At 73.9% G+C, this 20247-nt stretch carries 18 protein-coding genes; 9 read left to right on the top strand and 9 right to left on the bottom strand.

The window, feature by feature from the left end; all coding sequences use genetic code 11:
- Position 1: 1 nt before the first annotated feature.
- The 3 genes from VKK44_RS22590 to VKK44_RS22600 all read right to left on the bottom strand — a co-directional run bounded on the left by VKK44_RS22590 (position 2) and on the right by VKK44_RS22600 (position 2377).
- Positions 2 to 505 carry a DUF2017 domain-containing protein gene (locus VKK44_RS22590; protein ID WP_343443221.1) on the bottom strand — a complete coding sequence of 168 codons (504 nt, stop codon included), beginning with the start codon at positions 503 to 505 and terminating at the stop codon, positions 2 to 4.
- The gene (gene clpS, locus VKK44_RS22595; RefSeq protein WP_343443222.1) at positions 502 to 792 is read right to left on the bottom strand and encodes an ATP-dependent Clp protease adapter ClpS; all 291 of its coding nucleotides are present in this window, start codon (positions 790 to 792) and stop codon (positions 502 to 504) included. Before clpS ends, VKK44_RS22590 begins: the two co-directional genes overlap by 4 nt.
- A gap of 115 nt (positions 793 to 907) precedes the next feature.
- A complete protein-coding gene (locus VKK44_RS22600; protein WP_343443223.1) occupies positions 908 to 2377 on the bottom strand; it encodes a hypothetical protein in 1470 nt (489 codons plus the stop codon).
- 287 nt (positions 2378 to 2664) lie between these two features.
- On the opposite strand from VKK44_RS22600, the gene VKK44_RS22605 reads away from it, so the two are divergent.
- The 4 genes from VKK44_RS22605 (at position 2665) to VKK44_RS22620 (ending at position 8524) form a co-directional block, all read left to right on the top strand.
- The gene (locus VKK44_RS22605; RefSeq protein ID WP_343443224.1) at positions 2665 to 5337 is read left to right on the top strand and encodes a LuxR C-terminal-related transcriptional regulator; all 2673 of its coding nucleotides are present in this window, start codon (positions 2665 to 2667) and stop codon (positions 5335 to 5337) included.
- A gap of 16 nt (positions 5338 to 5353) precedes the next feature.
- Positions 5354 to 6640: a nicotinate phosphoribosyltransferase gene (locus tag VKK44_RS22610; protein WP_343443225.1), complete on the top strand. Its 1287-nt coding sequence runs from the start codon at positions 5354 to 5356 to the stop codon at positions 6638 to 6640.
- Positions 6641 to 6653: 13 nt separating this feature from the next.
- Positions 6654 to 7235: an isochorismatase family protein gene (locus VKK44_RS22615; RefSeq protein WP_343443226.1), complete on the top strand. Its 582-nt coding sequence runs from the start codon at positions 6654 to 6656 to the stop codon at positions 7233 to 7235.
- Between the two features lie 62 nt (positions 7236 to 7297).
- Positions 7298 to 8524, top strand: a complete 1227-nt coding sequence (locus tag VKK44_RS22620) for an MFS transporter (protein WP_343443227.1) — start codon at positions 7298 to 7300, stop codon at positions 8522 to 8524.
- A 344-nt stretch (positions 8525 to 8868) separates the two neighbouring features.
- Here the strand turns inward: VKK44_RS22620 and ctaD are convergent, their stop codons facing one another.
- Complete coding sequence (gene ctaD, locus VKK44_RS22625) at positions 8869 to 10626, bottom strand: aa3-type cytochrome oxidase subunit I (RefSeq protein ID WP_343443228.1); 1758 nt, start codon at positions 10624 to 10626, stop codon at positions 8869 to 8871.
- Positions 10627 to 10755: 129 nt separating this feature from the next.
- Positions 10756 to 11862, bottom strand: coding sequence for an FAD-dependent monooxygenase (locus VKK44_RS22630; RefSeq protein WP_343443229.1), 1107 nt, complete (start codon positions 11860 to 11862; stop codon positions 10756 to 10758).
- Positions 11863 to 12083: 221 nt separating this feature from the next.
- Between VKK44_RS22630 and VKK44_RS22635 the strand changes: the two genes are divergently transcribed.
- Positions 12084 to 13223 carry a GH12 family glycosyl hydrolase domain-containing protein gene (locus VKK44_RS22635; RefSeq protein WP_343443230.1) on the top strand — a complete coding sequence of 380 codons (1140 nt, stop codon included), beginning with the start codon at positions 12084 to 12086 and terminating at the stop codon, positions 13221 to 13223.
- A gap of 61 nt (positions 13224 to 13284) precedes the next feature.
- On the opposite strand, the gene VKK44_RS22640 is transcribed toward VKK44_RS22635, so the two are convergent.
- Positions 13285 to 14067, bottom strand: a complete 783-nt coding sequence (locus VKK44_RS22640) for an aldo/keto reductase (RefSeq protein ID WP_343443231.1) — start codon at positions 14065 to 14067, stop codon at positions 13285 to 13287.
- Positions 14068 to 14137: 70 nt separating this feature from the next.
- Here VKK44_RS22640 and VKK44_RS22645 point away from each other — a divergent pair, with 70 nt between their 5' ends.
- On the top strand, positions 14138 to 15172 hold the full coding sequence (locus VKK44_RS22645) for a DNA polymerase ligase N-terminal domain-containing protein (RefSeq protein WP_343447861.1): 1035 nt from the start codon (positions 14138 to 14140) through the stop codon (positions 15170 to 15172).
- A gap of 8 nt (positions 15173 to 15180) precedes the next feature.
- Entirely contained in the window at positions 15181 to 16344 is a 1164-nt protein-coding gene (locus VKK44_RS22650) for a threonine synthase (RefSeq protein ID WP_343443232.1), read from the top strand.
- A gap of 67 nt (positions 16345 to 16411) precedes the next feature.
- On the opposite strand, the gene VKK44_RS22655 is transcribed toward VKK44_RS22650, so the two are convergent.
- The 3 genes from VKK44_RS22655 to VKK44_RS22665 form a co-directional block, all read right to left on the bottom strand.
- A complete protein-coding gene (locus tag VKK44_RS22655) occupies positions 16412 to 16804 on the bottom strand; it encodes a cupin domain-containing protein (RefSeq protein WP_343443233.1) in 393 nt (130 codons plus the stop codon).
- Between the two features lie 250 nt (positions 16805 to 17054).
- On the bottom strand, positions 17055 to 17459 hold the full coding sequence (locus VKK44_RS22660; protein WP_343443234.1) for a hypothetical protein: 405 nt from the start codon (positions 17457 to 17459) through the stop codon (positions 17055 to 17057).
- A 162-nt stretch (positions 17460 to 17621) separates the two neighbouring features.
- Positions 17622 to 18089 carry a septum formation initiator gene (locus VKK44_RS22665; RefSeq protein ID WP_343443235.1) on the bottom strand — a complete coding sequence of 156 codons (468 nt, stop codon included), beginning with the start codon at positions 18087 to 18089 and terminating at the stop codon, positions 17622 to 17624.
- A 104-nt stretch (positions 18090 to 18193) separates the two neighbouring features.
- On the opposite strand from VKK44_RS22665, the gene VKK44_RS22670 reads away from it, so the two are divergent.
- Both VKK44_RS22670 and VKK44_RS22675 read left to right on the top strand, forming a co-directional pair.
- On the top strand, positions 18194 to 18886 hold the full coding sequence (locus VKK44_RS22670) for a response regulator transcription factor (protein ID WP_343443236.1): 693 nt from the start codon (positions 18194 to 18196) through the stop codon (positions 18884 to 18886).
- Positions 18883 to 20160 carry a sensor histidine kinase gene (locus VKK44_RS22675; RefSeq protein WP_343443237.1) on the top strand — a complete coding sequence of 426 codons (1278 nt, stop codon included), beginning with the start codon at positions 18883 to 18885 and terminating at the stop codon, positions 20158 to 20160. The genes VKK44_RS22670 and VKK44_RS22675 overlap by 4 nt, the downstream gene beginning before the upstream one ends.
- Positions 20161 to 20247: the final 87 nt, after the last annotated feature.

Raw genomic sequence — 20247 nt, forward strand, 5'->3', positions numbered from 1 at the left:
CTCAGTCGATGAGCGCGTTGAGCAGGGACTCCTGGAGATATCCGAGATAGGCGTAGACCGACAGTTGGAACACCCGGGACGAGGCCGGGTCCGCGGCGACCGCGTCGTCCAGCTCCTCACCCAGGTCGGTGCCGTCCTTGATCTCCAGCCGGACGCCCATCGCCAGCCGGGCGTCGTTGAGCGCCCGCAGCCACGCCTCCGCCGCCTCCGCGTCCAGCCGCACCTCGCCGCCCGCGTCACCGTCGGGCAGCGCGGCGAGGATCGCGCCGGCCTGGTCGATCTTCGCGGTCTTCAGGTCGCCCTCGGTGTAGCGACGGAACTCGGCGGTGCCGGCGTCGTCGTCCGGGTAGACCTCCGGGAAGAGCCGGCCGACCACCGGGTCGCCGTGGTCGAAGCCGTCGGTCAGCAGCCCGACCACCTCGGAGGCGACCTTGCGCAGCACCCGCACCTCGTCGACCGCGAAACTGGCCACGTAGCGGTCGCCCCGGCGACGGAACATGCTCATGAGCGGTCCACCGTCGCCCACAGCCCGTACGCGTGCAGCTGCGCCGCGTCGTGCTCCATGCGCTCCCGGGCCCCGCTGGAGACCACCGCCTTGCCCTTGTGGTGCACGTCCAGCATGAGCTGCTCCGCCTTCTCCCTGCTGTACCCGAACAGCTTCTGGAACACCCAGGTCACGTACGTCATCAGGTTGACCGGATCGTCCCAGACGATGGTCACCCATGGCCGGTCGGAGACCGGCACCTCTGCGGTGTCCGGCGTCTCGACCGGCGCAACCTGTGGAGCCGCCATGCCCCCCATCGTGCCACCGGATCGGGGGAACCGATGAACCGGAACGGCGCGGCGGTCGGGATCGCCCGCCCGGACCGGGTGCGCGGGCCCGGGGCGGCGCACGGCGGCCCCGGCCTCAGGCCAGCAGGATGCCGTGGTCGACAGCATCGGCGAGCACCGCGCCCAGCGAGAGACGGATCACCTCGAAGCGGCGGGACACCTCGCGGGACAGTTCGAGTTCGACCTCACGCAGGGCGCGCTGGGCCCAGGACCGGGCGGCGTTCGGATCGTCGTTGCCCGGCGCCCGCCAGTGCTGCCAGCAGCCGCCGTTGAGCGCCACGCCGACCGGCGGGAGCGCCTCGTCGCGTTCCGCGCCGGGCAGCCCGGTCAGCGCGTCCAGGGCGCCGGCGCCGGCCAGCGCGGCGACCCCGGCGGTGCTGGTGACCAGCAGCACCCGGCCCAGCTCCCGGCCGTCCGGATGGTCGGCGAGGCCCCAGCGCACGGCGCGGGTGATCCGCCGGCGTACGCCCTCGGCGAGCGGCGCGCCGAAGACCCGGGCGGCGGCGTCGTCGACCATGCCGCGCACCGCCTCGTCGCACTGCGCGGTCGCGAGCAGCGACAGCGCCTCCAGCTCGCGGTCGAGCAACCGCGGCAGGCCGGCGCAGCCGACCCCGAAGACGATCTCCTGGACCACCCGGAGGTGGATGTTGGCCAGCTCCAGCGCGAGGTGCTGGCGGATCCGCTGGGCGCAGGAGCGGGCCTGGCGGTCGAGCCGGTCGGCCAGGTCGGCCGGCTCGACCCCGGCCAGCACCGGCACCCGGCCGTGCGCGCCGGGCGGTTCGGGCGGCCGGGCGCTGGCCCGCCGCAGCCCCTCGACGGCGGCCCACCCGACGAGCGCCCGGCGCAGGTTAGGCAGCTCGGCGCGGCGGGCCGGGAACCACCGGGCCGGGGCGAGCGCGGGCACCGCGGCCAGCAGCACCGCCCGGTGGGCCGCGATGGAGACCGCCACCTGGTCGAGCGGGCCGGCGGGGCCGGGCGGGCCGGCGGGGCCGGGCGACGGCACGGACGCCCCCGTGCCCTCCGCCGTCGCGCCGTCCGCCGGCGCCGCCCAGCCGGTCACGCCGGGGGTGACGACGAAGAACACCTCGACCGGGGCCCGCGCCACCTCGGCCAGCAGGTGCAGCTCGACCGCGCTGAACGCCTGGTCGGTGGCGATCACGAAGAGCAGCGCGCCGGCCCGGCCCACGGCGTCCCGCAGCACCCGGCCCCCGGCCACCCCCAGGGCGGCGGTGTCCGGCGTGTCGAGCACCGCGAAGTGCCGCAGCAGCGGTTCGGGCAGGCTGAGCTCGACCCGGCGCGGCGGCCGGGCCAGCGCGGGACCGGCGGCGAGCGGGTCGGCGCCGTAGGCGAGCGGCTGGCGGTAGCCCGGGACGTACGCCGCCCGGGTGGCGACCTTGGCGTGGTTGACCAGCAGGTGACTGCCGACGGGCACGGCCAGCGTCCCGGCCGGCACCCCGAGCAGGCCGGCGACCAGCTCGCGCCGGCCCGCGCCGGCCGGGCCGGCCGCGACCACGGTGAGCGGCTCGTCCGGGCCCGGTTCGGTCACGCCGAGGTGGGTCGGGAGCGGGGCGCATCGCGGCGGCTCGGCCGGGCCGCGTGGATCCGGCACGTCGACCGAAGGGAGTGGACCCGGCTTCATCAGGCGGCCTCCCGGTGCGGCGACCGGGCCCGGCCCGGTCGCGGGGAACTGTCCCCGGCGGGGATGTCGGAAGAGTACGGGTGTCGGCCATCCGACACCGAACACATCCGGTACTCACGAGTAATTGCCAGATTACTCAACTTCACTGCGTGACGGCGTGCGCGCGGAGGGCATTCCATCGATATGCTGCATCGATGACCAGGTGGGAGTTCGTCGGCCGAGCGGATGAACTCCACCGTCTGTCGTCCACGATCGGCGGTCCGGACGGTCGTGGCCTGCTCTTCAGCGGCGACGCCGGGGTGGGCAAGAGCCGCCTCCTGCGGGAGGGGGTGGCCGCGCTCTCCCCCGAGCGCTTCGCGATCTGGTCGGTCGCCGCCAGCGCCACCACCGCCGCGCTGCCGTTCGGCGGGCTGGTCCAGGTGCTCCCCGCCGCGCAACCGCAGGGCCTCTCCCCCGCCGGGATCCTGCGCTGGGCGGTGGATCTGCTCCAGGAGCAGGCCGCGGGCCGGCCCATCGTGCTGGCCGTCGACGACGCGCACCTGCTCGACCCGCCCTCGGCGGCGCTGGTGCACCTGATCGCCCGATCGGAGAACGCCACCGTGATCGGCACGCTGCGCAACGGCGAGCAGATCCCGCTGCCGATCCGCGCGTTGTGGACCGACGACCTGGTCGAACTGATGGAGCTGGGCCCGCTCGGCCGCAGCGAGACCACCGGCCTGCTCGCCGCGATCCTCGGCGGCCCGGTCGACGCCGGCTCCTCCGACCGGCTGTTTCGGCTCTCCGCCGGCAACCCGCTGCTGCTGCGCGAGCTGGTGCTGGCCGCCGGCGACGAACTCGACCGCAGGTACGGGATCTGGAAGTGGACCGGCCGGCTGGAGCTGGCACCCAGCCTCACCGACCTGATCGACACCCGGATCGGCCGGCTCACCCCCGGCGTCCGGGCGGTGGTGGAGCTGGTCGCCTTCGGCGAGCCACTGGGCCTGCACCTGCTGGAGCGGGCGGTCGAGCCGGCGGACGTGGAGGTGGCCGAGGAGCGCGGGCTCATCGCCATGGTCCGCGACGACCGGCGGCTCAACGTCCGCCTGGCCCACCCGCTCTACGGCGAGGTGATGCGCCGGCACTGCCCGGTCAGCCGCACCCGTCGGCTCCAGGCCACCCTGGCCGAGCTGCTGGAACAGGTCGGCAAGCGCCGTCGCGACGATCTGCTGCGGGTCGCGGTGTGGCGGCTCGACTCCGGCACGGCGCAGAACGTGACGCTGCTGCTCGACGCCGCCGTGCAGGCGTTCGGCCGGTACGACGTGCCGCTGGCCACCCGGCTGGCCCGGGCCGCGTTGGAGGCCGGCGGCGGCACGGACGCCGCGGAGCTGCTCGCCACCATCCTCATGTTCGGCGACCGGCCGGAGGAGGCGCTCCGGGTGCTCGACCAGGTCGCCGGCGAGATCCGCGACGACCGGCGCCGCAGCCGCTGGCTGACCGTCCGGGGCATGGTCAGCTACTGGGGGCTCAACCGAGAGTCCACGGTGGAGGAGATCGCCGCCCGCGGCGAGGAGCTGACCGACCCCGCCGACCGGTCCCGGGTCCGCGCCTTCGAGGCCATCATGCGGCTGCACCGGCTGGACGTCGACGTCGCGGTGCGGCTGGCCCAGGAGGTGCTGGACCGCCCGGCCGCCCCGATGGCGGCCCGGGAACTGGCCCGCTGCACGCTCGCCCACCTCCAGGCCGCGCAGGGGCAGTACCGTCGCAGCGCCACCGCGATCGCCAGGGTGCAGGCCGAGGCGGCGTGCTGGCGCTCCGACATGCCCTACCTCCAGCTCGCCATGGAACTGGCCCGGGGCACCAGACTGGCGCTCTCCGGCGACCTGGCCGGCATCGACGCGATCGTCGCCGACGAGTTCGCCGACCTGGCCGGCGCCGGTGACTTCCGGCTCGGCACCGGCTACCTGGCCATCCTCCAGGCGTACGCGGCACGGCTGCGCGGGCGCGGCGACGACGCGCTCAGGACCAGCCTGGGCGCGTGCGCGGTGCTCGCCACCAGCCGGGTCTACGCCGGCCTGGCCCACGCCGAGCGCGCCCAGGCCGCGGCCCTGCGCGGGGACGCGGCGCACGCCGCCGAGGCGATGGCCGAGGCGGACCGGACGCACGCGCCCGGGATGGCCGTCCTCTACCCGTGGCTGGAGCAGGCCCGGGGTGCCGCGCAGGCGGCGTCCGGCGACCTGCCGGGCGCCACCAAGCACCTCTGCGCGCTGGCCGACCGGCTGCGCGAGGACCGCCTCGCCGGCCACGAGCTGCACGTCCTGCTCGACCTGGTCCGGCTCGACCAGGCCGCCGCGCCGGTCGGACCCACCTGCACCGACGGCAGCCGGCGCACCGTGGCGCAGCGCCTGGCGGAACTCTCCGAACAGATCGACGGCGTCCTGCCGCCGCTGGTGGCCCGGTACGGCCGGGCCGCGCTCGACGGTTCGCCCGACGACCTGCTCGCGGTCGCCGACGGCTTCGCCGACCGGGACCTGGTCGTCTACGCCGCCGAGGCGACCGCGATGGCGCTGCACCGGCTGCGGGACGCCCGGGCCGGCGTCCCCGCGCCGGCCCGGGAACGCCTCGCCGACCTGCTGCGCCGCTGCGACGAGATCTCCACCCCGGCGTTGCGGCTGCTCCGGCCGGCGCTCAGCGACCGCGAGTGGGAGATCGCCCGCCTCGCCGCCGTGGGGCTGACCAGCCGCGCGATCGCGGAGCGGCTGTTCCTCTCCACCCGCACGGTGGAGAACCACCTGCAACGCGTCTACAGCAAGCTCGGCGTCACCCGCCGTAGCGAGCTGCGGACCGCGCTGGGGTCGATGCCGGGGCACGACGGCACGGATTCGGCCTGAACTCTAGGCTGGTGCGGTGAGCACCCTTCGCCCCGCGCTGCTGACCGACCACTACGAGCTGACCATGGTCAGCGCCGCGCTCGCCGACGGCACGGCCGACCGACGCTGCGTCTTCGAGGTGTTCAGCCGGCGGCTGCCGGCCGGCCGCCGCTACGGGGTGGTCGCCGGCACCGGCCGGCTGATCGAGATGATCCGCGACTTCCGGTTCGACCCGACGGAGATCGACTTCCTGCGCCGGACCGGCGTGGTCGACGACCGGGCCGCGCAGTGGCTGGCCGACTACCGCTTCACCGGCGACGTCGACGGCTACGCCGAGGGCGAGCTGTTCTTCCCCGGCTCACCGATCCTCACCGTGTCGGGCACGTTCGCCGAGTGCGTGGTGCTGGAGACGCTGGTGTTGTCCGTGCTCAATTACGACTGCGCGGTCGCCGCGGCGGCGGCCCGGATGGTCACCGCCGCCCGGGGCCGGGCGCTGATCGAGATGGGCTCCCGCCGGGCGCACGAGGAGGCGGCGGTGGCCGCCGCGCGGGCGGCGTACCTGGCCGGATTCCGGTTCACCTCCAACCTGGCCGCCGGGCAGCGTTACGGCATCCCGACCGCCGGCACCGCCGCGCACGCGTTCACCCTGCTGCACGACGACGAGCGGACCGCGTTCGCGTCCCAGGTCGCCACGCTGGGCAAGGACACCACGCTGCTGGTCGACACGTACGACATCGCGCAGGGCATCCGCAACGCCATCGCGGTCGCCGGGCCCGAGCTGCGGGCGGTCCGGATCGACTCGGGTGACCTGGCGGTGATCGCCCAGCAGTCCCGCGAGTTGCTCGACTCGCTCGGCGCCACCGAAACGAAGATCATCGTCTCCGGCGACCTGGACGAGTACGCGATCGCCTCGCTCGCCGCCGAGCCGGTCGACATGTACGGCGCCGGCACCGCCGTGGTGACCGGCTCGGGCGCGCCCACCGCCGGTCTGGTCTACAAGCTGGTCGAGGTGGAGGGGCGGCCGGTGGTCAAGCGCTCCGAGCACAAGTCCACCATCGGCGGCCGGAAGGTGGCCGTCCGCCGGCACAAGCCGACCGGCACCGCCACCGAGGAGGTCATCGTGCCGCAGGGCGTGCCGGACCGGCAGCCCAACGACCGGCTGCTCCAGCACTCGTACGTGGTGTCCGGCGAGCCGGTGACGCTGCCCACGCTCGACGAGTCCCGGGAGCACCTGCGGCAGTGCCTGATCTCCATCCCGTGGGAGGGGCTCAAGCTCTCCGGCGGCGACCCGGCCGTTCCGGTGACCGTCGTACCCGCGACCTGAGGAGGACCGACCGATGGCGAACGCCTTGATCATCGTGGACGTACAGAACGACTTCTGCGAGGGCGGCTCCCTCGCGGTCGGCGGCGGGGCCGGCGTGGCCGGCGGCATCTCCCGGCTGCTCGCCGCCGAACCGGGCCGCTGGGACCACGTGGTCGCGACCAAGGACTACCACGTCGACCCGGGCGCGCACTTCGGCGACCCGCCGGACTTCGTCGACTCCTGGCCCCGACACTGCGTGGTCGGCACGTCCGGCTCCGAGTTCCACCCCGAGCTGGAGACCGGCCGGGTGGAGGCGATCTTCCACAAGGGCGAGCACGCCGCCGCGTACTCCGGTTTCGAGGGGCAGGCACCCGACGGCGAGTGCCTGGCCGACTGGCTGCGCCGGCACGACGTGGACCGGGTCGACGTGGTCGGCATCGCCACCGACCACTGCGTCCGTGCGACCGCGCTGGACGCCGCCCGGGAGGGCTTCCACACCACCGTGCTGCTGGACCTGACCGCCGCCGTCGCGCCGGAGACGCTCGACGTGGCGCTGCGCGCGCTCGACGGCGCCGGCGTCGCCATGGTGGGCGAACCTGTGATCAAGGCCGCTTGACCAGGTAATCGCTTGCGACTGTCGCACCTCCGGCCCAGGATGGCGCCGGAGGTGCGGCCGTCGTGAACCTGAAGCCCTACCGGGAGGCGCTCGCCCTGCCCGGCCTGCGCTCGCTGCTGCTGGTGTCGGTGCTGGCCCGCATCCCGCTGACCGCGGTCGGGGTGACGCTCACCTTCTACGTGGTGCTCGACCTGGGGCGGGGCTACGGCGCCGCCGGACTGGTCGGCGCCGCGGCCACCGTCGGCACGGCGATCGGCGCCCCGCTGCTCGGGCGGCTGGTCGATCGCCACGGCCTCCGGCCGGTGCTGCTGCTCTGCACGATCGTCGAGGGCACGTTCTGGGCCGCCGCGCCCACCCTTTCGTACCCGGTGCTGCTGCCCACCGCGTTCCTGGCCGGGCTGCTCGCGTTGCCGGTCTTCTCGGTGGTCCGCCAGTCCGTCGCCGCGCTGGTCCCGGCGGAGCAACGCCGCCCGGCGTACGCGCTGGACTCGATGTCGGTCGAGCTGTCGTTCATGGTGGGCCCGGCGCTCGCGGTGGCGCTGGCGACCGCCGTCACGCCGCGTCTCACGCTCTGGGCGGTCGGCGCCGGCATCGTCGCCTCCGGCCTCTGCTTCTGGCTGCTGAACCCGCCGACCCGGTCCGCCGACGAGCCGGCCGGGCCGCGGCGCGCGGTGCCCCGCCGGGAGTGGCTCACCCCGCGGCTGCTCTCCGTGCTGGCGGTCAGCCTGGCCGCCACGCTGGTGCTGGGCGGCACCGACGTCGCCGTGGTGGCGGTGCTCCGCGCCAGCGGCGAGGTCGGCTGGACCGGCGCGGTGCTGGCCGCCTGGGCGGTCGCCTCGCTGGTGGGCGGCTTCGCCTACGGTGCGGTACGCCGCTCGTTCTCCCCGCTGGCGCTGATGGCGGTGCTCAGCCTCACCACGATTCCGGTCGGGCTGGGCGGTTCGCACTGGTGGTTGCTCTGCCTGGCGCTGATCCCGGCGGGCGCGCTCTGCGCGCCCACCATCGCGGCCACCTCGGACGCGGTCAGCCGACTGGCCCCGCCCGGCGTACGCGGCCTGGCGATGGGGCTGCACGGCTCCGCCGTCACGATCGGCATCGCCCTGGGCGCGCCGTTGGCCGGGGCCGTGATCGACGCCTCCGCGCCGGCCTGGGGCTTCGTGGTCACCGGCGCGATCGGCGTGCTGGTGGCGCTGGCGGTGCTCCCCGTCGAGCTGCGCCACCGCCGCACCCCACCGCCCTCCACCGACGCTGCCACACCCGAGCCCGACCTGGCCCCCGCCACCCCCTGAGGCCCCCACCACCCCTCTCCTCCCCCCACCCCCACCGCGCGATGATCAAGGAGTTCGCGTCGTGGGCCGCGCCCACCACCGACGCAATCTCCTTGATCACCGCCGTGGGCCGGGGCCGGCTGTCCCTCCCCCGACACTCCGCCCGGTGATCGTGAGGTTGGGCTGGCGGTGCCGGGCCGGGCGTCGGTGATCAAGGAGTTCGTGTCGGGTTGGTGGTCGGTCGTTGACGCGAACTCCTTGATCACCGCAAGAGGGCGGGGGCCGGGGCGGAAGGGGGGAGGGGGAAGACGCGACGGGCGCCGCGGCCCGGGAGGGGTGCGGCGCCCGTCGGGGCAGGGGAGGGGTCAGCGCTGGTCGAGGTTTCCGGCGGTGTCCTCCTGGTAGCTGGCGCCACCGTTGACCTCGCTGGTCAGCGGCTTGGCACCACCCTCCGGCGGGCCGGCGACGCTCTGCCCGGCGGCCAGCTCGGGGAACTTCGCGTCGAACGCGGGCCGCTCGGAGCGGATCCGCGGCATCCGGTCGAAGTTCCGCAGCGGCGGCGGGCAGGAGGTGGCCCACTCCAGCGAGTTGCCGTGGCCCCACGGGTCGTCGACCTCGACCACCGGGCCGGTCTTGTACGACTTCCAGCAGTTCCAGATGAACGGCAGGGTCGAGATGCCGGTGATGAACGCGCCGATGGTGGAGACCATGTTCAGCGTGGTGAAGCCGTCGTCGGCCTGGTAGTCGGCGTACCGCCGGGGCATGCCCTCGGCGCCGAGCCAGTGCTGCACCAGGAATGTGGTGTGGAAGCCGATCATGGTCAGCCAGAAGTGGATCTTGCCGAGCCGCTCGTCGAGCATCCGGCCGGTCATCTTCGGGAACCAGAAGTAGATGCCGGCGAAGACCGCGAACACGATGGTGCCGAACAGCACGTAGTGGAAGTGCGCCACCACGAAGTAGGAGTCGTGCAGGTGGAAGTCGATCGGCGGGCTGGCCAGCAGCACCCCGGTCAGGCCGCCGAAGAGGAACGTCACCAGGAAGCCGATGGCCCACAGCATCGGCGTCTCGAAGCTGATCTGGCCCCGCCACATGGTGCCGATCCAGTTGAAGAACTTCATGCCGGTGGGCACCGCGATCAGGTAGCTCAGGAAGCTGAAGAACGGCAGCAGCACCTGGCCGGTGGCGAACATGTGGTGCGCCCAGACGCTCATCGACAGCGCGGCGATGGCGACGGTGGCCGCCACCAGGCCCTTGTAACCGAAGATCGGCTTCCGGGAGAAGACCGGGATGATCTCGGTGATGATGCCGAAGAACGGCAGCGCCACGATGTAGACCTCGGGGTGCCCGAAGAACCAGAACAGGTGCTGCCAGAGCATCGGCCCACCGGTCGCCGGGTCGTACACGTGGGCGCCGACCAGGCGGTCCGCGGCGAGCGCGAACAGCGCGGCGGCCAGCAGCGGGAAGACCAGGATGGCCAGCAGGCTGGTGACCAGCATGTTCCAGGTGAAGATCGGCATCCGGAACATGGTCATGCCGGGCGCGCGCAGGGTCAGGATCGTGGTGATCAGGTTGACCGCGCCGAGGATGGTGCCCAGACCGGAGATGGCCAGGCCGACCACCCACATGTTGGCGCCGACGCCCGGGGAGTGCTCGACGCTGCTCAGCGGCGTGTAGGCCGTCCAGCCGAAGTCGGCCGCGCCGCCGGGGCTGATGAAGCCGGCGACGGCCAGCGTGCCGCCGAAGAGGTAGAGCCAGTACGCGAACGCGTTGAGCCGGGGGAACGACACGTCGGGCGCGCCGATCTGGAGCGGCACCACGTAGTTCGCGAAGGCGAACACGATCGGCGTCGCGAAGAACAGCAGCATGATCGTGCCGTGCATGGTGAAGAGCTGGTTGTACTGCTCGGGCGACAGGAACTGCAGCCCCGGTCGCGCCAGCTCGGCGCGCATGATCAGGGCCATCAGGCCACCGATCATGAAGAACGCGAACGCGGTGACCATGTACATGATCCCGATCTGCTTCGCGTCCGTGGTGCGCAGCAGCCGCGCGAGGGCCGACCCCTTGACCGGCTCGCGGACCGGCCAGGGCCGGGTCACGACCGGCTTGGGTGCGACGGTGGTCACGAGTGGCCTCCGGTTCTGGGTTGTCCCGCTCGGCGCGCTGGTCATCGGCGCAGCCGTCATCCGCAAGGAGGATAGTCCCCGGTAGGTGACCCCGCCGCGTGGGGTGGGCGGCTACGATCTTCGGCGCTTCTACAGCGGACCGGTGAGAAGCCGGTAGTGCTCGCCGAAGATCCGGCCGCCGCGTCCGCGCAGCAACGGGTCGCGCAGCGCCGGCGGCACGTCGCGGGTGCGGTTGCGGTCCCGGGTCCGGTCCCGCACCCAGCGGGTACGCGGCCGACGCCGGCTCTCGTACGCGATCAGCGCGGCCTCGACGCTGCCGGCGGCCCGGAGCGACTCGGCGAGCACGACCGCGTCCTCCAACGCCATGGCGGCGCCCTGGGAGAGCGTCGGCGCGACGGCGTGAGCGGCGTCACCGACCAGCAGCACCCGGCCGTGGAACCAGCGGCCCAGCTCGACCTCCTCGGTGCGTTCGACGTGCACCGTCTCCAGCGCGGCGAGCACCTCGGGCACCGGGCCGCCGTACCCGTCGAACAGCTCGTGCAGCCGGGCGAGCGGGTCGGCCGGCAGGGCGGTGCCGGCCTCGTCGGCGTAGCAGTAGAGCCGGCCGGCGCCGAGCGGCACCAGCAGGAAGCCGGCCCGCTGGCCGAGCAGGGCGGTCCAGTCGGTGACCGGCGGGCCGCCGCGCACCACGGCGCGGTAGACCACCTGCCCGGCGGGGCGGGGCGGACCGCCGAGGGCGGCCAGGGTGCGGACCGCGGACCGGGGCCCGTCCGCGCCGACGACCAGGTCGTACTCGCCGCCGGTGCCGTCGGTGAAGCCGACGGTGACGCCGGAGGTGTGGGGTTCGACGGTGCTCACCTCGGCGCCGTGCCGGACCGCGCCGCCGGCGCCGGTGAGCAGCACCCGGTGCAGTTCGGCGCGGGGCAGGGCCCGGCACTCCCCCACCCCGGCCCAGAGCGTGTCCAGGTCGACCTCGCACAGCGGCGCCCCGGCGGCGTCGAGGAAGCGCTGCCGGTGGATCACCTGGCCGAGTGGTCGCAGCGGCCCGTCCAGGTCGAGCCGGCGCATCGCCCGCGCCGCGTTGCCGGGAAGGTAGAGGCCGGTGTCGGTGCGCTCGCCGGGCGGCAGCCGGTCGGTGACGTCCGGCCGGAACCCCGCCAGGCGCAGCGCCCGGGCCACGGCGAGGCCGGCGACGCCCGCGCCGACGACGAGGATGCGCAGGGGAGAACCACCCATCGTGGAGTACGCCTCCGGAGGGGGTCGGAACGCGTTGGAGGCAAGACACTACTCGCTGCGACCAGCGCCACGGAAGTGCCGGAGGGCCCCTCCTTCACCTTCTTAACCGGTTCAGTTGCGCATCGATTTCAAACATGTAAATGTGTCCAGGTGAACATGGGAGCGCTCCCGCACCTGTCCCTCCACCGCACCGGCGCCCCCGCGCCGAACCAAGGAGCATCATGAAGCGTTCACTCAGGGCCCTCGCCGCCGCTAGCCTGTTGGCCGCCGGCAGCATCGTCGCCGTCGCGCTCGGCGGCACCGCCTCCGCCGACACCCAGATCTGCGAGCAGTACGGCTCCACCACCATCGGCGGTAAGTACGTGGTGCAGAACAACCGCTGGGGCACCAGCGCCCAGCAGTGCATCAACGTCACCTCGACCGGCTTCTCGATCACCCGGGCGGACGGCTCCGCGCCGACCAACGGGGCGCCGGTCTCCTACCCGTCGATCTTCGTGGGCTGCCACTACACCAACTGCTCCCCCGGCACGAACCTGCCGGTGCAGGTGAAGAACATCAGCAGCGCGCCGGCCAGCATCAGCTACAACTACGTCAGCGGCGCGATCTACGACGCCGCGTACGACATCTGGCTCGACCCGTCGCCCAAGAAGGACGGCGTGAACCAGATGGAGATCATGATCTGGCTCAACCGGCAGGGTTCGATCCAGCCCATCGGCTCCCCGGTCGGCAACACGACCATCGCCGGCCGGACCTGGGAGGTCTGGCGGGGCAGCAACGGCTCCAACAACGTCATCTCGTACGTGGCGCCGTCCGCCGTCCCCAGCTTCAGCTTCGACGCGCTGGCGTTCATCAACGACACCCGGAACCGGGGCGCGATCACCAACGACTGGTACCTCACCAGCATCCAGGCCGGCTTCGAGCCGTGGCAGGGCGGTGTCGGCCTGGCGGTGAACTCGTTCTCGCAGAGCGTCAACACCGGCGGCAGCAACCCGCCGCCCACCTCGACGCCGCCGACCACCACGCCGCCGCCCTCGGGGAACACGGCCTGCACCGTGACCTACCGGGCGACCAACGTGTGGAACAACGGCTTCACCGCCGAGGTGACGGTCAAGAACACCGGCAACAGCACCGTCAACGGCTGGACGCTCAACTACAACCTGACCTCCGGGCAGAACGTGACGAGCGCGTGGAACGCCACCGTGACCCAGAGCGGATCGGCGGTGACCGCGCGCAACGTCGACTACAACGGCACGCTGTCCCCCGGCGCGTCGACCAACTTCGGTTACCAGGCGACGCTGAACGGCAGCTTCTCCGCACCGAGCAGCTTCACCCTCAACGGCACCGCCTGCGCCCGGGGCTGACCATCGCGACACGAGGGGGCGCGGTCCGCACCGGACCGCGCCCCCTTCCGCGTACGCGGCGTCAGCCGCCGAGCGCGTCGATGTCGCGCATCTCCTCGGCGGTCAGCGAGAACCCGAACACGTCGGCGTTGGCCCGGATCCGCTCCGGCGTGACCGACTTCGGGATGACCACGATCTCGTGGTCGATGTGCCAGCGCAGCACCACCTGGGCCGGTGACACGTCGTGCGCCTGGGCGATGCGCACGAGCACCGGGTCGGACAGGTCGCTGGTCTTGAACGGGCTGTAGCCCTCCAGCGCCACCCCCCGGTCCCGGTGCGCGGCGTGCGTCTGCCGGTCGTACAGCGACGGGCTCCACCGGATCTGGTTGACCGCGGGCGTCTCCTCGGTGGCCTGGATCAGCTCGTCGAGCTGCGCGGTCGAGTAGTTGCTCACCCCGACGGCGCGGGCCAGGTTCTCGTCCCGGGCGGCCAGCATCTCCCGCCAGACCGGGATGCTGTCGCCGGGCGCGGACGGCGGCCAGTGCACCAGCCACAGGTCGACGTACCCGGTGCCCAGCGCCGCGAGGCTGGCCTCGATCGTCTCCCGCTCCCGGCCCACCCGGTCCGGCGGCAGCTTCGTGGTGATGAAGAGGTCCTCCCGGCGCAGCCCGCTCTCCGCGACCGCGCGCCCGACCTCCTTCTCGTTGCCGTACATCGTGGCGGTGTCGAGGTGCCGGTAGCCGGCGTCCAGCGCGGCGAGCACGGCCTGGTAGCCGTCCTCGCCGGTGGCCTGCCAGGTGCCGAAGCCGAGCAGCGGGATCCGGACGTCGCCGGTGAGCGGGAGGGTGGGCTGGTCGAAGTCCATGTCGACGGTTCTACCCCGCAACGCCGCCGCCATGCCGGCGCGCGCGCCGGGTATGCCGGAGAATGCGGGGGTGGCGGACCGGCTGGAGGAGTACCGGCGGAAGCGGGACGCGGCGCGTACCCCGGAACCGGTGCCCGAGCGACCCCCGGCACGGAAGCGGACCGCGCGGCGCGCGCCCCGCTTCGTCATCCAGCAGCACCACGCCCGGAGCCTGCACTGGGACCTGCGGCTGGAGCACGACGGCGTGCTGGCCTCCTGGGCGGTGCCGCGCGGCCTGCCCCGCGACCCGGGCCGCAACCACCTCGCCGTGCACACCGAGGACCACCCGATGGAATACCTGACGTTCGCCGGCGAGATCCCGGCCGGGGAGTACGGCGGCGGGCGGATGACCGTGCACGACACCGGCACGTACCACGCCGAAAAGTGGCGCGACGACGAGGTGATCGTGGTGCTCGACGGCGCGCGCACCAAGGGGCGGTACGTCCTGTTCGCCACCGGCGGCCGGGGCCGGGACTGGATGGTCCGCCGCACCGACCCGGCGCCGGCGGGGTGGACGCCGATGCCCGAACTGGTCCGCCCGATGCGCGCCACCGAGGCCGGGCGGCTGCCGCGCGACGCCGCCGCCTGGGGATACGAGCCGCGCTGGGCCGGCGTGCGGGCGATGGCGTACGTCTCCGCCGGCCGGCTCCGGCTGCTCGACGGCGACGACGCGGAGATCACCGGCGACCACCCCTGGCTGCGGGCCATGGCCGAGGAACTGGCCCCCACCGAGGTGGTGCTGGACGGGGTGCTGGTGCGCATCGACCCGGCCGGGCGGGTCAAGCCGCCCAGCAGGCGGGACGGTCAGTTCCTCGCCGTCGATCTGCTCTGGCTGGAGGGCGTGACCAGCCTCGATGTGCCGTACGCCCAACGCCGCGACCTGCTCGACGGTCTGGCGCTCGCCGGCCCGCACTGGCAGACTCCGCCGTGGTTCCCGGGGGTCGGCGCGGACGCTCTGCGGGCCGCCCGTGAGCAAGGGCTCCCCGGAGTGGTGGCGAAGCGCCTCGACTCCCCGTACGAGCCGGGTCGGCGCAGCCGGCACTGGCTGAGCATCGACGCGAGCTGAGGACCACCGTGCACCTGACGCACCTGGAGTGCCCGCGCTGCGGCCTGGAGCATCCGGCCGACAAGCTGCAGAACCTGTGCGGCTGCGGGTCCCCGCTGCTGGCCCGCTACGACCTGGCCGCGGTGGCCGCCACGGTCACCCCGGAGCAGTTCGGGCTCCGCCCGGCCGACCTGTGGCGCTACCGGGAGCTGCTGCCGGTGGCCGATCCGCGGTTCGTCACCACGCTGGGCGAGGGCTGGACGCCGCTGTGGCACGCCCGGGCGTACGGCCACGAGATCGGCGTGGCGGAGCTGATCGTCAAGGACGAGGGGCTCACCCCGACCGGGTCGTTCAAGGCGCGCGGCGCGGCGGTCGGCGTGAGCCGGGCCCGGGAGTTGGGCGTCGAGCGGATCGCCATGCCGACCAACGGCAACGCGGGCGCGGCCTGGGCGACGTACGCGGCCCGGGCCGGGATGGGCGCGACGATCGCCATGCCGCTGGCCGCGCCCACCATCTGCCGGCAGGAGTGCCTCGCCGCCGGCGCGGACCTCCGGTTGATCGACGGGCTGATCAACGACGCCGGCCGGGAGATCGCCGCGCTGGTCGCCGGTTCGGGCGGGCGGATCTTCGACGCCGGCACACTGCGCGAGCCGTACCGCCTGGAAGGCAAGAAGACCATGGGGTACGAGATCGTCGAGCAGCTCGGCTGGCAGGTGCCCGACGTCATCATCTACCCCACCGGCGGCGGCGTCGGGCTGATCGGCATCCACAAGGCGCTGCACGAGCTGCGCGAGCTGGGCTGGGTCGAGGACAAGCTGCCCCGGCTGGTGGCCGTGCAGTCCACCGGCTGCGCGCCGGTCGTGCGGGCGTTCGCGGCCGGCGAGGCGCGCGCCACCCCGTGGCGGGACGCGCACACGGTCGCGTTCGGCATCACCGTGCCCGCCCCGCTCGGCGACGAGCTGATCCTGACCGCGTTGCGGGACAGCGCCGGCACCGCGATCGCGGTGGACGACGCGGAGATCGTCGCCGACCTGCGCGACTTCGCCGCCCGGGAGGGGCTGCTGCTCTGCCCGGAGGGCGCGGCCTGCCTGACCGCCGCCCGGCACCTGCGCGCCGGCGGGTGGATCCGTCCGGGTGAGCGGGTCGTGGTCCTGAACACCGGCGCCGGCATCAAGTACCCCGACCTGGTGTAGGGCGGGGCCCCTTCTTAACGTCTCCGGTAGAGCAGGGGCTCCCGCTCACCCACCCGCGCGCGGGGCGTCAGGACGTGGGCGGCTCGTCCTCGCCGGCCTCCTCGGCGGCGTCCGCCTCCTCCTTCGTCTTGTGCACCGCGCCGTCGGCGTGCTCCGGCGGGCCGTAGACGGTGTAGAGCACCAGCGGGTTCGGCCCGGTGTTGACGAAGTTGTGCTTCGTGCCGGCCGGCACGACCACCAGGTCGCCGGCGACGACCTCCTTCTTCTCCCCGGCCACCCGGGCCTCGCCGGTGCCGCTGACGAACGTGAGGATCTGGTCGATGCCCTCGTGGACCTCCTCGCCGATCTCACCGCCCGGCGGAACGGTCATGATGACCAACTGGGTGCGCTCCCCGGTCCAGAGCACGCGGCGGAAGTCGGGACTCTTCTCGGCGACGGTCGCGATCGTGAAATGCTCCATGGCCCGCTCATACCCCGTTCCCGTGCCCACCACGCCGGGACTGGCAAATAGTGGAATTCGGCACGCCGGCCGGGTTTGGATCCTTTCGGGACGGGCATCAGCATGCGACAAGACCGGTGCGGGCTGGCCGGTCGAGCCAGGTCCCCGCTGACGTACCGCCGTACGGCTGCGACGGTGGGAGACGGCCAGAGCGCGGCGACGTGACGACCGGACGGTCGGGCGGCGCCGTGCGCTCGTCTGTGCCCACCGGTCAGGCGAGCACGGCCAGGTGGAACGGCCGGTCCGCGTGCCCGCTCGCGGCATGCGTCTCGACGAAGACCGCGTTGGCGATGCCGGCCCGGGGGGCCACGGTGATGACGCCCTGCTGCGCGAGCCCGCCTCCGGTGGCGGGACCGACGGTCCCGATGTAGGCCGCCCCGGCGACGTCCTGATCGAAGGCCACCTGGTACATCCCGGCGGCGAGCCGGGTGGCCGAGGTGGCGCCGAGGCCACGGACCAGCGTGCCGTTCGCGTCGACCACGGCGAACAACACGCGCGCGGTCGGCGGCAACCCGACCGACGAGCCCGAGTTGATCTGCGTGTCGACGTGCGCGGCCTCCCGCGCGCTCGGGGTGGGTTGGCCGGTCGCTCCCCTCCTCGCTCTGGGGCTGGACATGGTGGTCCTCTCTCCCGTCGGTACGCCGGCAGGAGGCGTTCGTGGTGCGTCGAGCGGTCAGTGACCACTCTCCTGCTTCCGAAGCTATGCCGCCCCACCGCCCACCAACCAGCGACAGCACTGTCCGATCATGGACAGTCAACGGCCCTGAGCTGGGAATACTCAGTCCTCCGACTCTCTCGTCGGCACTCCGTCACGGCAGCGCAGCCGCACCTCGTACTCCCGACCGCCGCCCACGAAGCGGACCTCGACGTGATCGTCGGGCCCCAGGTCGGCGTCCTTCGTCAGGTATCCGGGTGCCGGGGACGACGTCACCACGCGGACACCGCCGGGCCCGCACTCGGCGAGCACGCTGCCGCCGTCCGTCACGAACCCCCGCCGGGCGCCGGCCGGCGACGCGGCGCCGGAGCGCGTGCCGGTCGGCGACGCGACCGGAGTCGTGCCGGCCGCGCCGCCCGACCCCGGGTCGGGTACGGCGAGCGCGCGGGCGACGTCCCGCTCGGTGCGCACCCCGCCCGCCGTTCCGGTGATGCCCGCGCCGGCCAGGTCGACGGCGGCCAGCCCGACGAGCGTGGCCGCGACGGTCGTGGCCAGCCAGCCGCTGACGGCGAGGAGGGTACGGCGATCCATCCCCCGAGTCTGCCCCGCGACCGGGCCGGGCCGGTCCTAGGGCGACGCTAAGGTCCGGTTAACGGACGCGGTCGCCGACCCGCCGAACGGCTACCCTCCCTTGCGTGGCGCGCCTGCTGCTCATCGAGGACGACCTGACCATCCGCACTCCGCTGCTGCGCGCCCTCCGGGAGTACGGGCACGCCGTCGCGGCGGCGTCGACCGCCCTGGGCGGGCTGCGCGACGCCCTCGACGACCGACCCGACCTGGTCGTGCTCGACCTCGGGCTGCCCGATCTGGACGGCGCCGAACTGCTGCGGATGCTGCGCGCCGTCAGCGCGGTGCCGGTGGTGGTGGCGACCGCCCGCGACGACGAGGTCGAGATCGTGCGCCTGCTCGACGCCGGCGCCGACGACTACCTGGTGAAGCCGTTCACCGCCGCGCAACTGGACGCGCGGATCCGTGCGGTGCTGCGACGCTCGGCCGGCGGCGGCGCCACGGAGCCGGCGCTGGTGCTCGGCGGGCTACGGATCGACAGGCGGTCCCGGCAGGTCACGCTGGACGGCACACCGGTGGAGCTGACGCCACGCGAGTTCGACCTGCTGCACCACCTCGCCGGCCGCCCCGGGCAGGTCGTCACCAAGCGGGAACTGCTGACCGAGGTCTGGCGGATCCCGTACGGCGGCGCCGACAAGACGGTCGACGTGCACCTGTCCTGGCTGCGCCGCAAGCTCGGCGAGAGCGCCCAGGCGCCCCGCTACCTGCACACGGTGCGCGGGGTGGGCGTGCGGCTCGACGTGCCGGAGCAGGACCGGTGAGGCGCCGGCTGACCCTGCTGGTCGCGGCCGTCGGGGTGCTCGTCATGGTCGCGTTCCTGGTGCCGCTGGCCGTGCTGGTGCGCACCGTCGCCGCGGACCGCGCGACCGCCCGGGCCACCGCCGACGTGCAGCTCCTGGTCACCGTGGTCGGCACCGCCGCGCCGGAGACCGTCCGGTCGACGGTGGACCAGCTCGCCGTCGACACCGGCCGCGAGGTGACCGTCTTCCTCGCCGACGGCACGGTGCTCGGTGCGCCGGCGTCGCGTACCCCGGCGGTCACGCTGGCCGCCCGGGGGCAGAGCCTGACCGTCGAGTCCGCCGCCGGACGGGAGGTGATCATCGCGGTGCAGGGCCGCCCGGAGGGGACCGGGGTGATCCGTACGCTGGTCCCCCGCGCGGAACTGACCGCCGGGGTGACCCGCGCCTGGCTGGTGCTGGCGCTGCTCGGCGCGCTGCTCGTGCTGGTCGGCCTGGTGGTCGCCGACCGGCTGGCCGGCACGCTGGTCCGGCCGATCACGGCGCTGTCCGCCGTCTCGCACCGGCTCGCCAACGCCGAGTTGGACGCGCGTGTCGAACCGGCCGGCCCGGCCGAGTTGCGCGAGGTGGCGGGCGCGTTGAACCACCTCGCCGAGCGGATCCAGATCCTGCTGCGCGAGGAACGCGAGCAGGTGGCCGACCTGTCCCACCGGCTGCGTACCCCGTTGACGGCGCTGCGGCTGGAGGCCGAGTCGCTGCGCGACCCGGACGACGCCGCCCGCCTGACCGCCGCGGCGGACGGGCTGGAGCGGGCGGTGACCGGGGTGATCCGGCAGGCCCGGTGGCGCAGCACGGCGGCCACCGGCGAGCGCTGCGACGCGGCCGGCGTGATCGGCGAGCGGGTGACGTTCTGGTCGGTGCTCGCGGAGGACACCGGCCGGACCGTGACGCTCGACCTCGCCCCCGGCCCGCTGCCGGTACGGCTGAGCGGCGACGAGCTGGCCGCCGCCGTGGACGCGTTGCTGGGCAACGTCTTCGCCCACACGCCCGACGGCACCCCGTTCACGGTGCGGCTCGCGGCGGAGCCGGACCGGGTGGCGCTCACCGTGGCCGACGCCGGCCCGGGACTGCCACCCGGCCCGGTGCGGCGCGGCGCCAGCCGGGCCGGGTCGACCGGGCTCGGGCTGGACATCGCCGAGCGGGCCGCCCGCGCGAGCGGCGGTGAGCTGGAGTTGTCCACCGCCGCCGGCGGCGGCGCCCGGGTGGTGCTCCGGCTCGGCGTCGCGCCGCCTGCGTGACACGGTCGACCGTTCGTCGAGCTTCGGCGGCCGGCGACACGCCTTAACCCGGCCTTGTCCCTCGGCTAGCGCGGCCCCGACCGTCCG

It is taken from the genome of Micromonospora sp. DSM 45708, assembly GCF_039566955.1.
In the GTDB taxonomy this organism is placed as follows: Bacteria; Actinomycetota; Actinomycetes; order Mycobacteriales; family Micromonosporaceae; genus Micromonospora.

Bases quoted from the DNA above. Each gene is read 5' to 3' on its own strand.
- VKK44_RS22590 (WP_343443221.1), bottom strand. From the start codon at position 505: ATGAGCATGTTCCGTCGCCGGGGCGACCGCTACGTGGCCAGTTTCGCG.
- clpS (WP_343443222.1), bottom strand. From the start codon at position 792: ATGGCGGCTCCACAGGTTGCGCCGGTCGAGACGCCGGACACCGCAGAG.
- VKK44_RS22605 (WP_343443224.1), top strand. From the start codon at position 2,665: ATGACCAGGTGGGAGTTCGTCGGCCGAGCGGATGAACTCCACCGTCTG.
- VKK44_RS22615 (WP_343443226.1), top strand. From the start codon at position 6,654: ATGGCGAACGCCTTGATCATCGTGGACGTACAGAACGACTTCTGCGAG.
- VKK44_RS22630 (WP_343443229.1), bottom strand. From the start codon at position 11,862: ATGGGTGGTTCTCCCCTGCGCATCCTCGTCGTCGGCGCGGGCGTCGCC.
- VKK44_RS22635 (WP_343443230.1), top strand. From the start codon at position 12,084: ATGAAGCGTTCACTCAGGGCCCTCGCCGCCGCTAGCCTGTTGGCCGCC.
- VKK44_RS22640 (WP_343443231.1), bottom strand. From the start codon at position 14,067: ATGGACTTCGACCAGCCCACCCTCCCGCTCACCGGCGACGTCCGGATC.
- VKK44_RS22655 (WP_343443233.1), bottom strand. From the start codon at position 16,804: ATGGAGCATTTCACGATCGCGACCGTCGCCGAGAAGAGTCCCGACTTC.
- VKK44_RS22660 (WP_343443234.1), bottom strand. From the start codon at position 17,459: ATGTCCAGCCCCAGAGCGAGGAGGGGAGCGACCGGCCAACCCACCCCG.
- VKK44_RS22665 (WP_343443235.1), bottom strand. From the start codon at position 18,089: ATGGATCGCCGTACCCTCCTCGCCGTCAGCGGCTGGCTGGCCACGACC.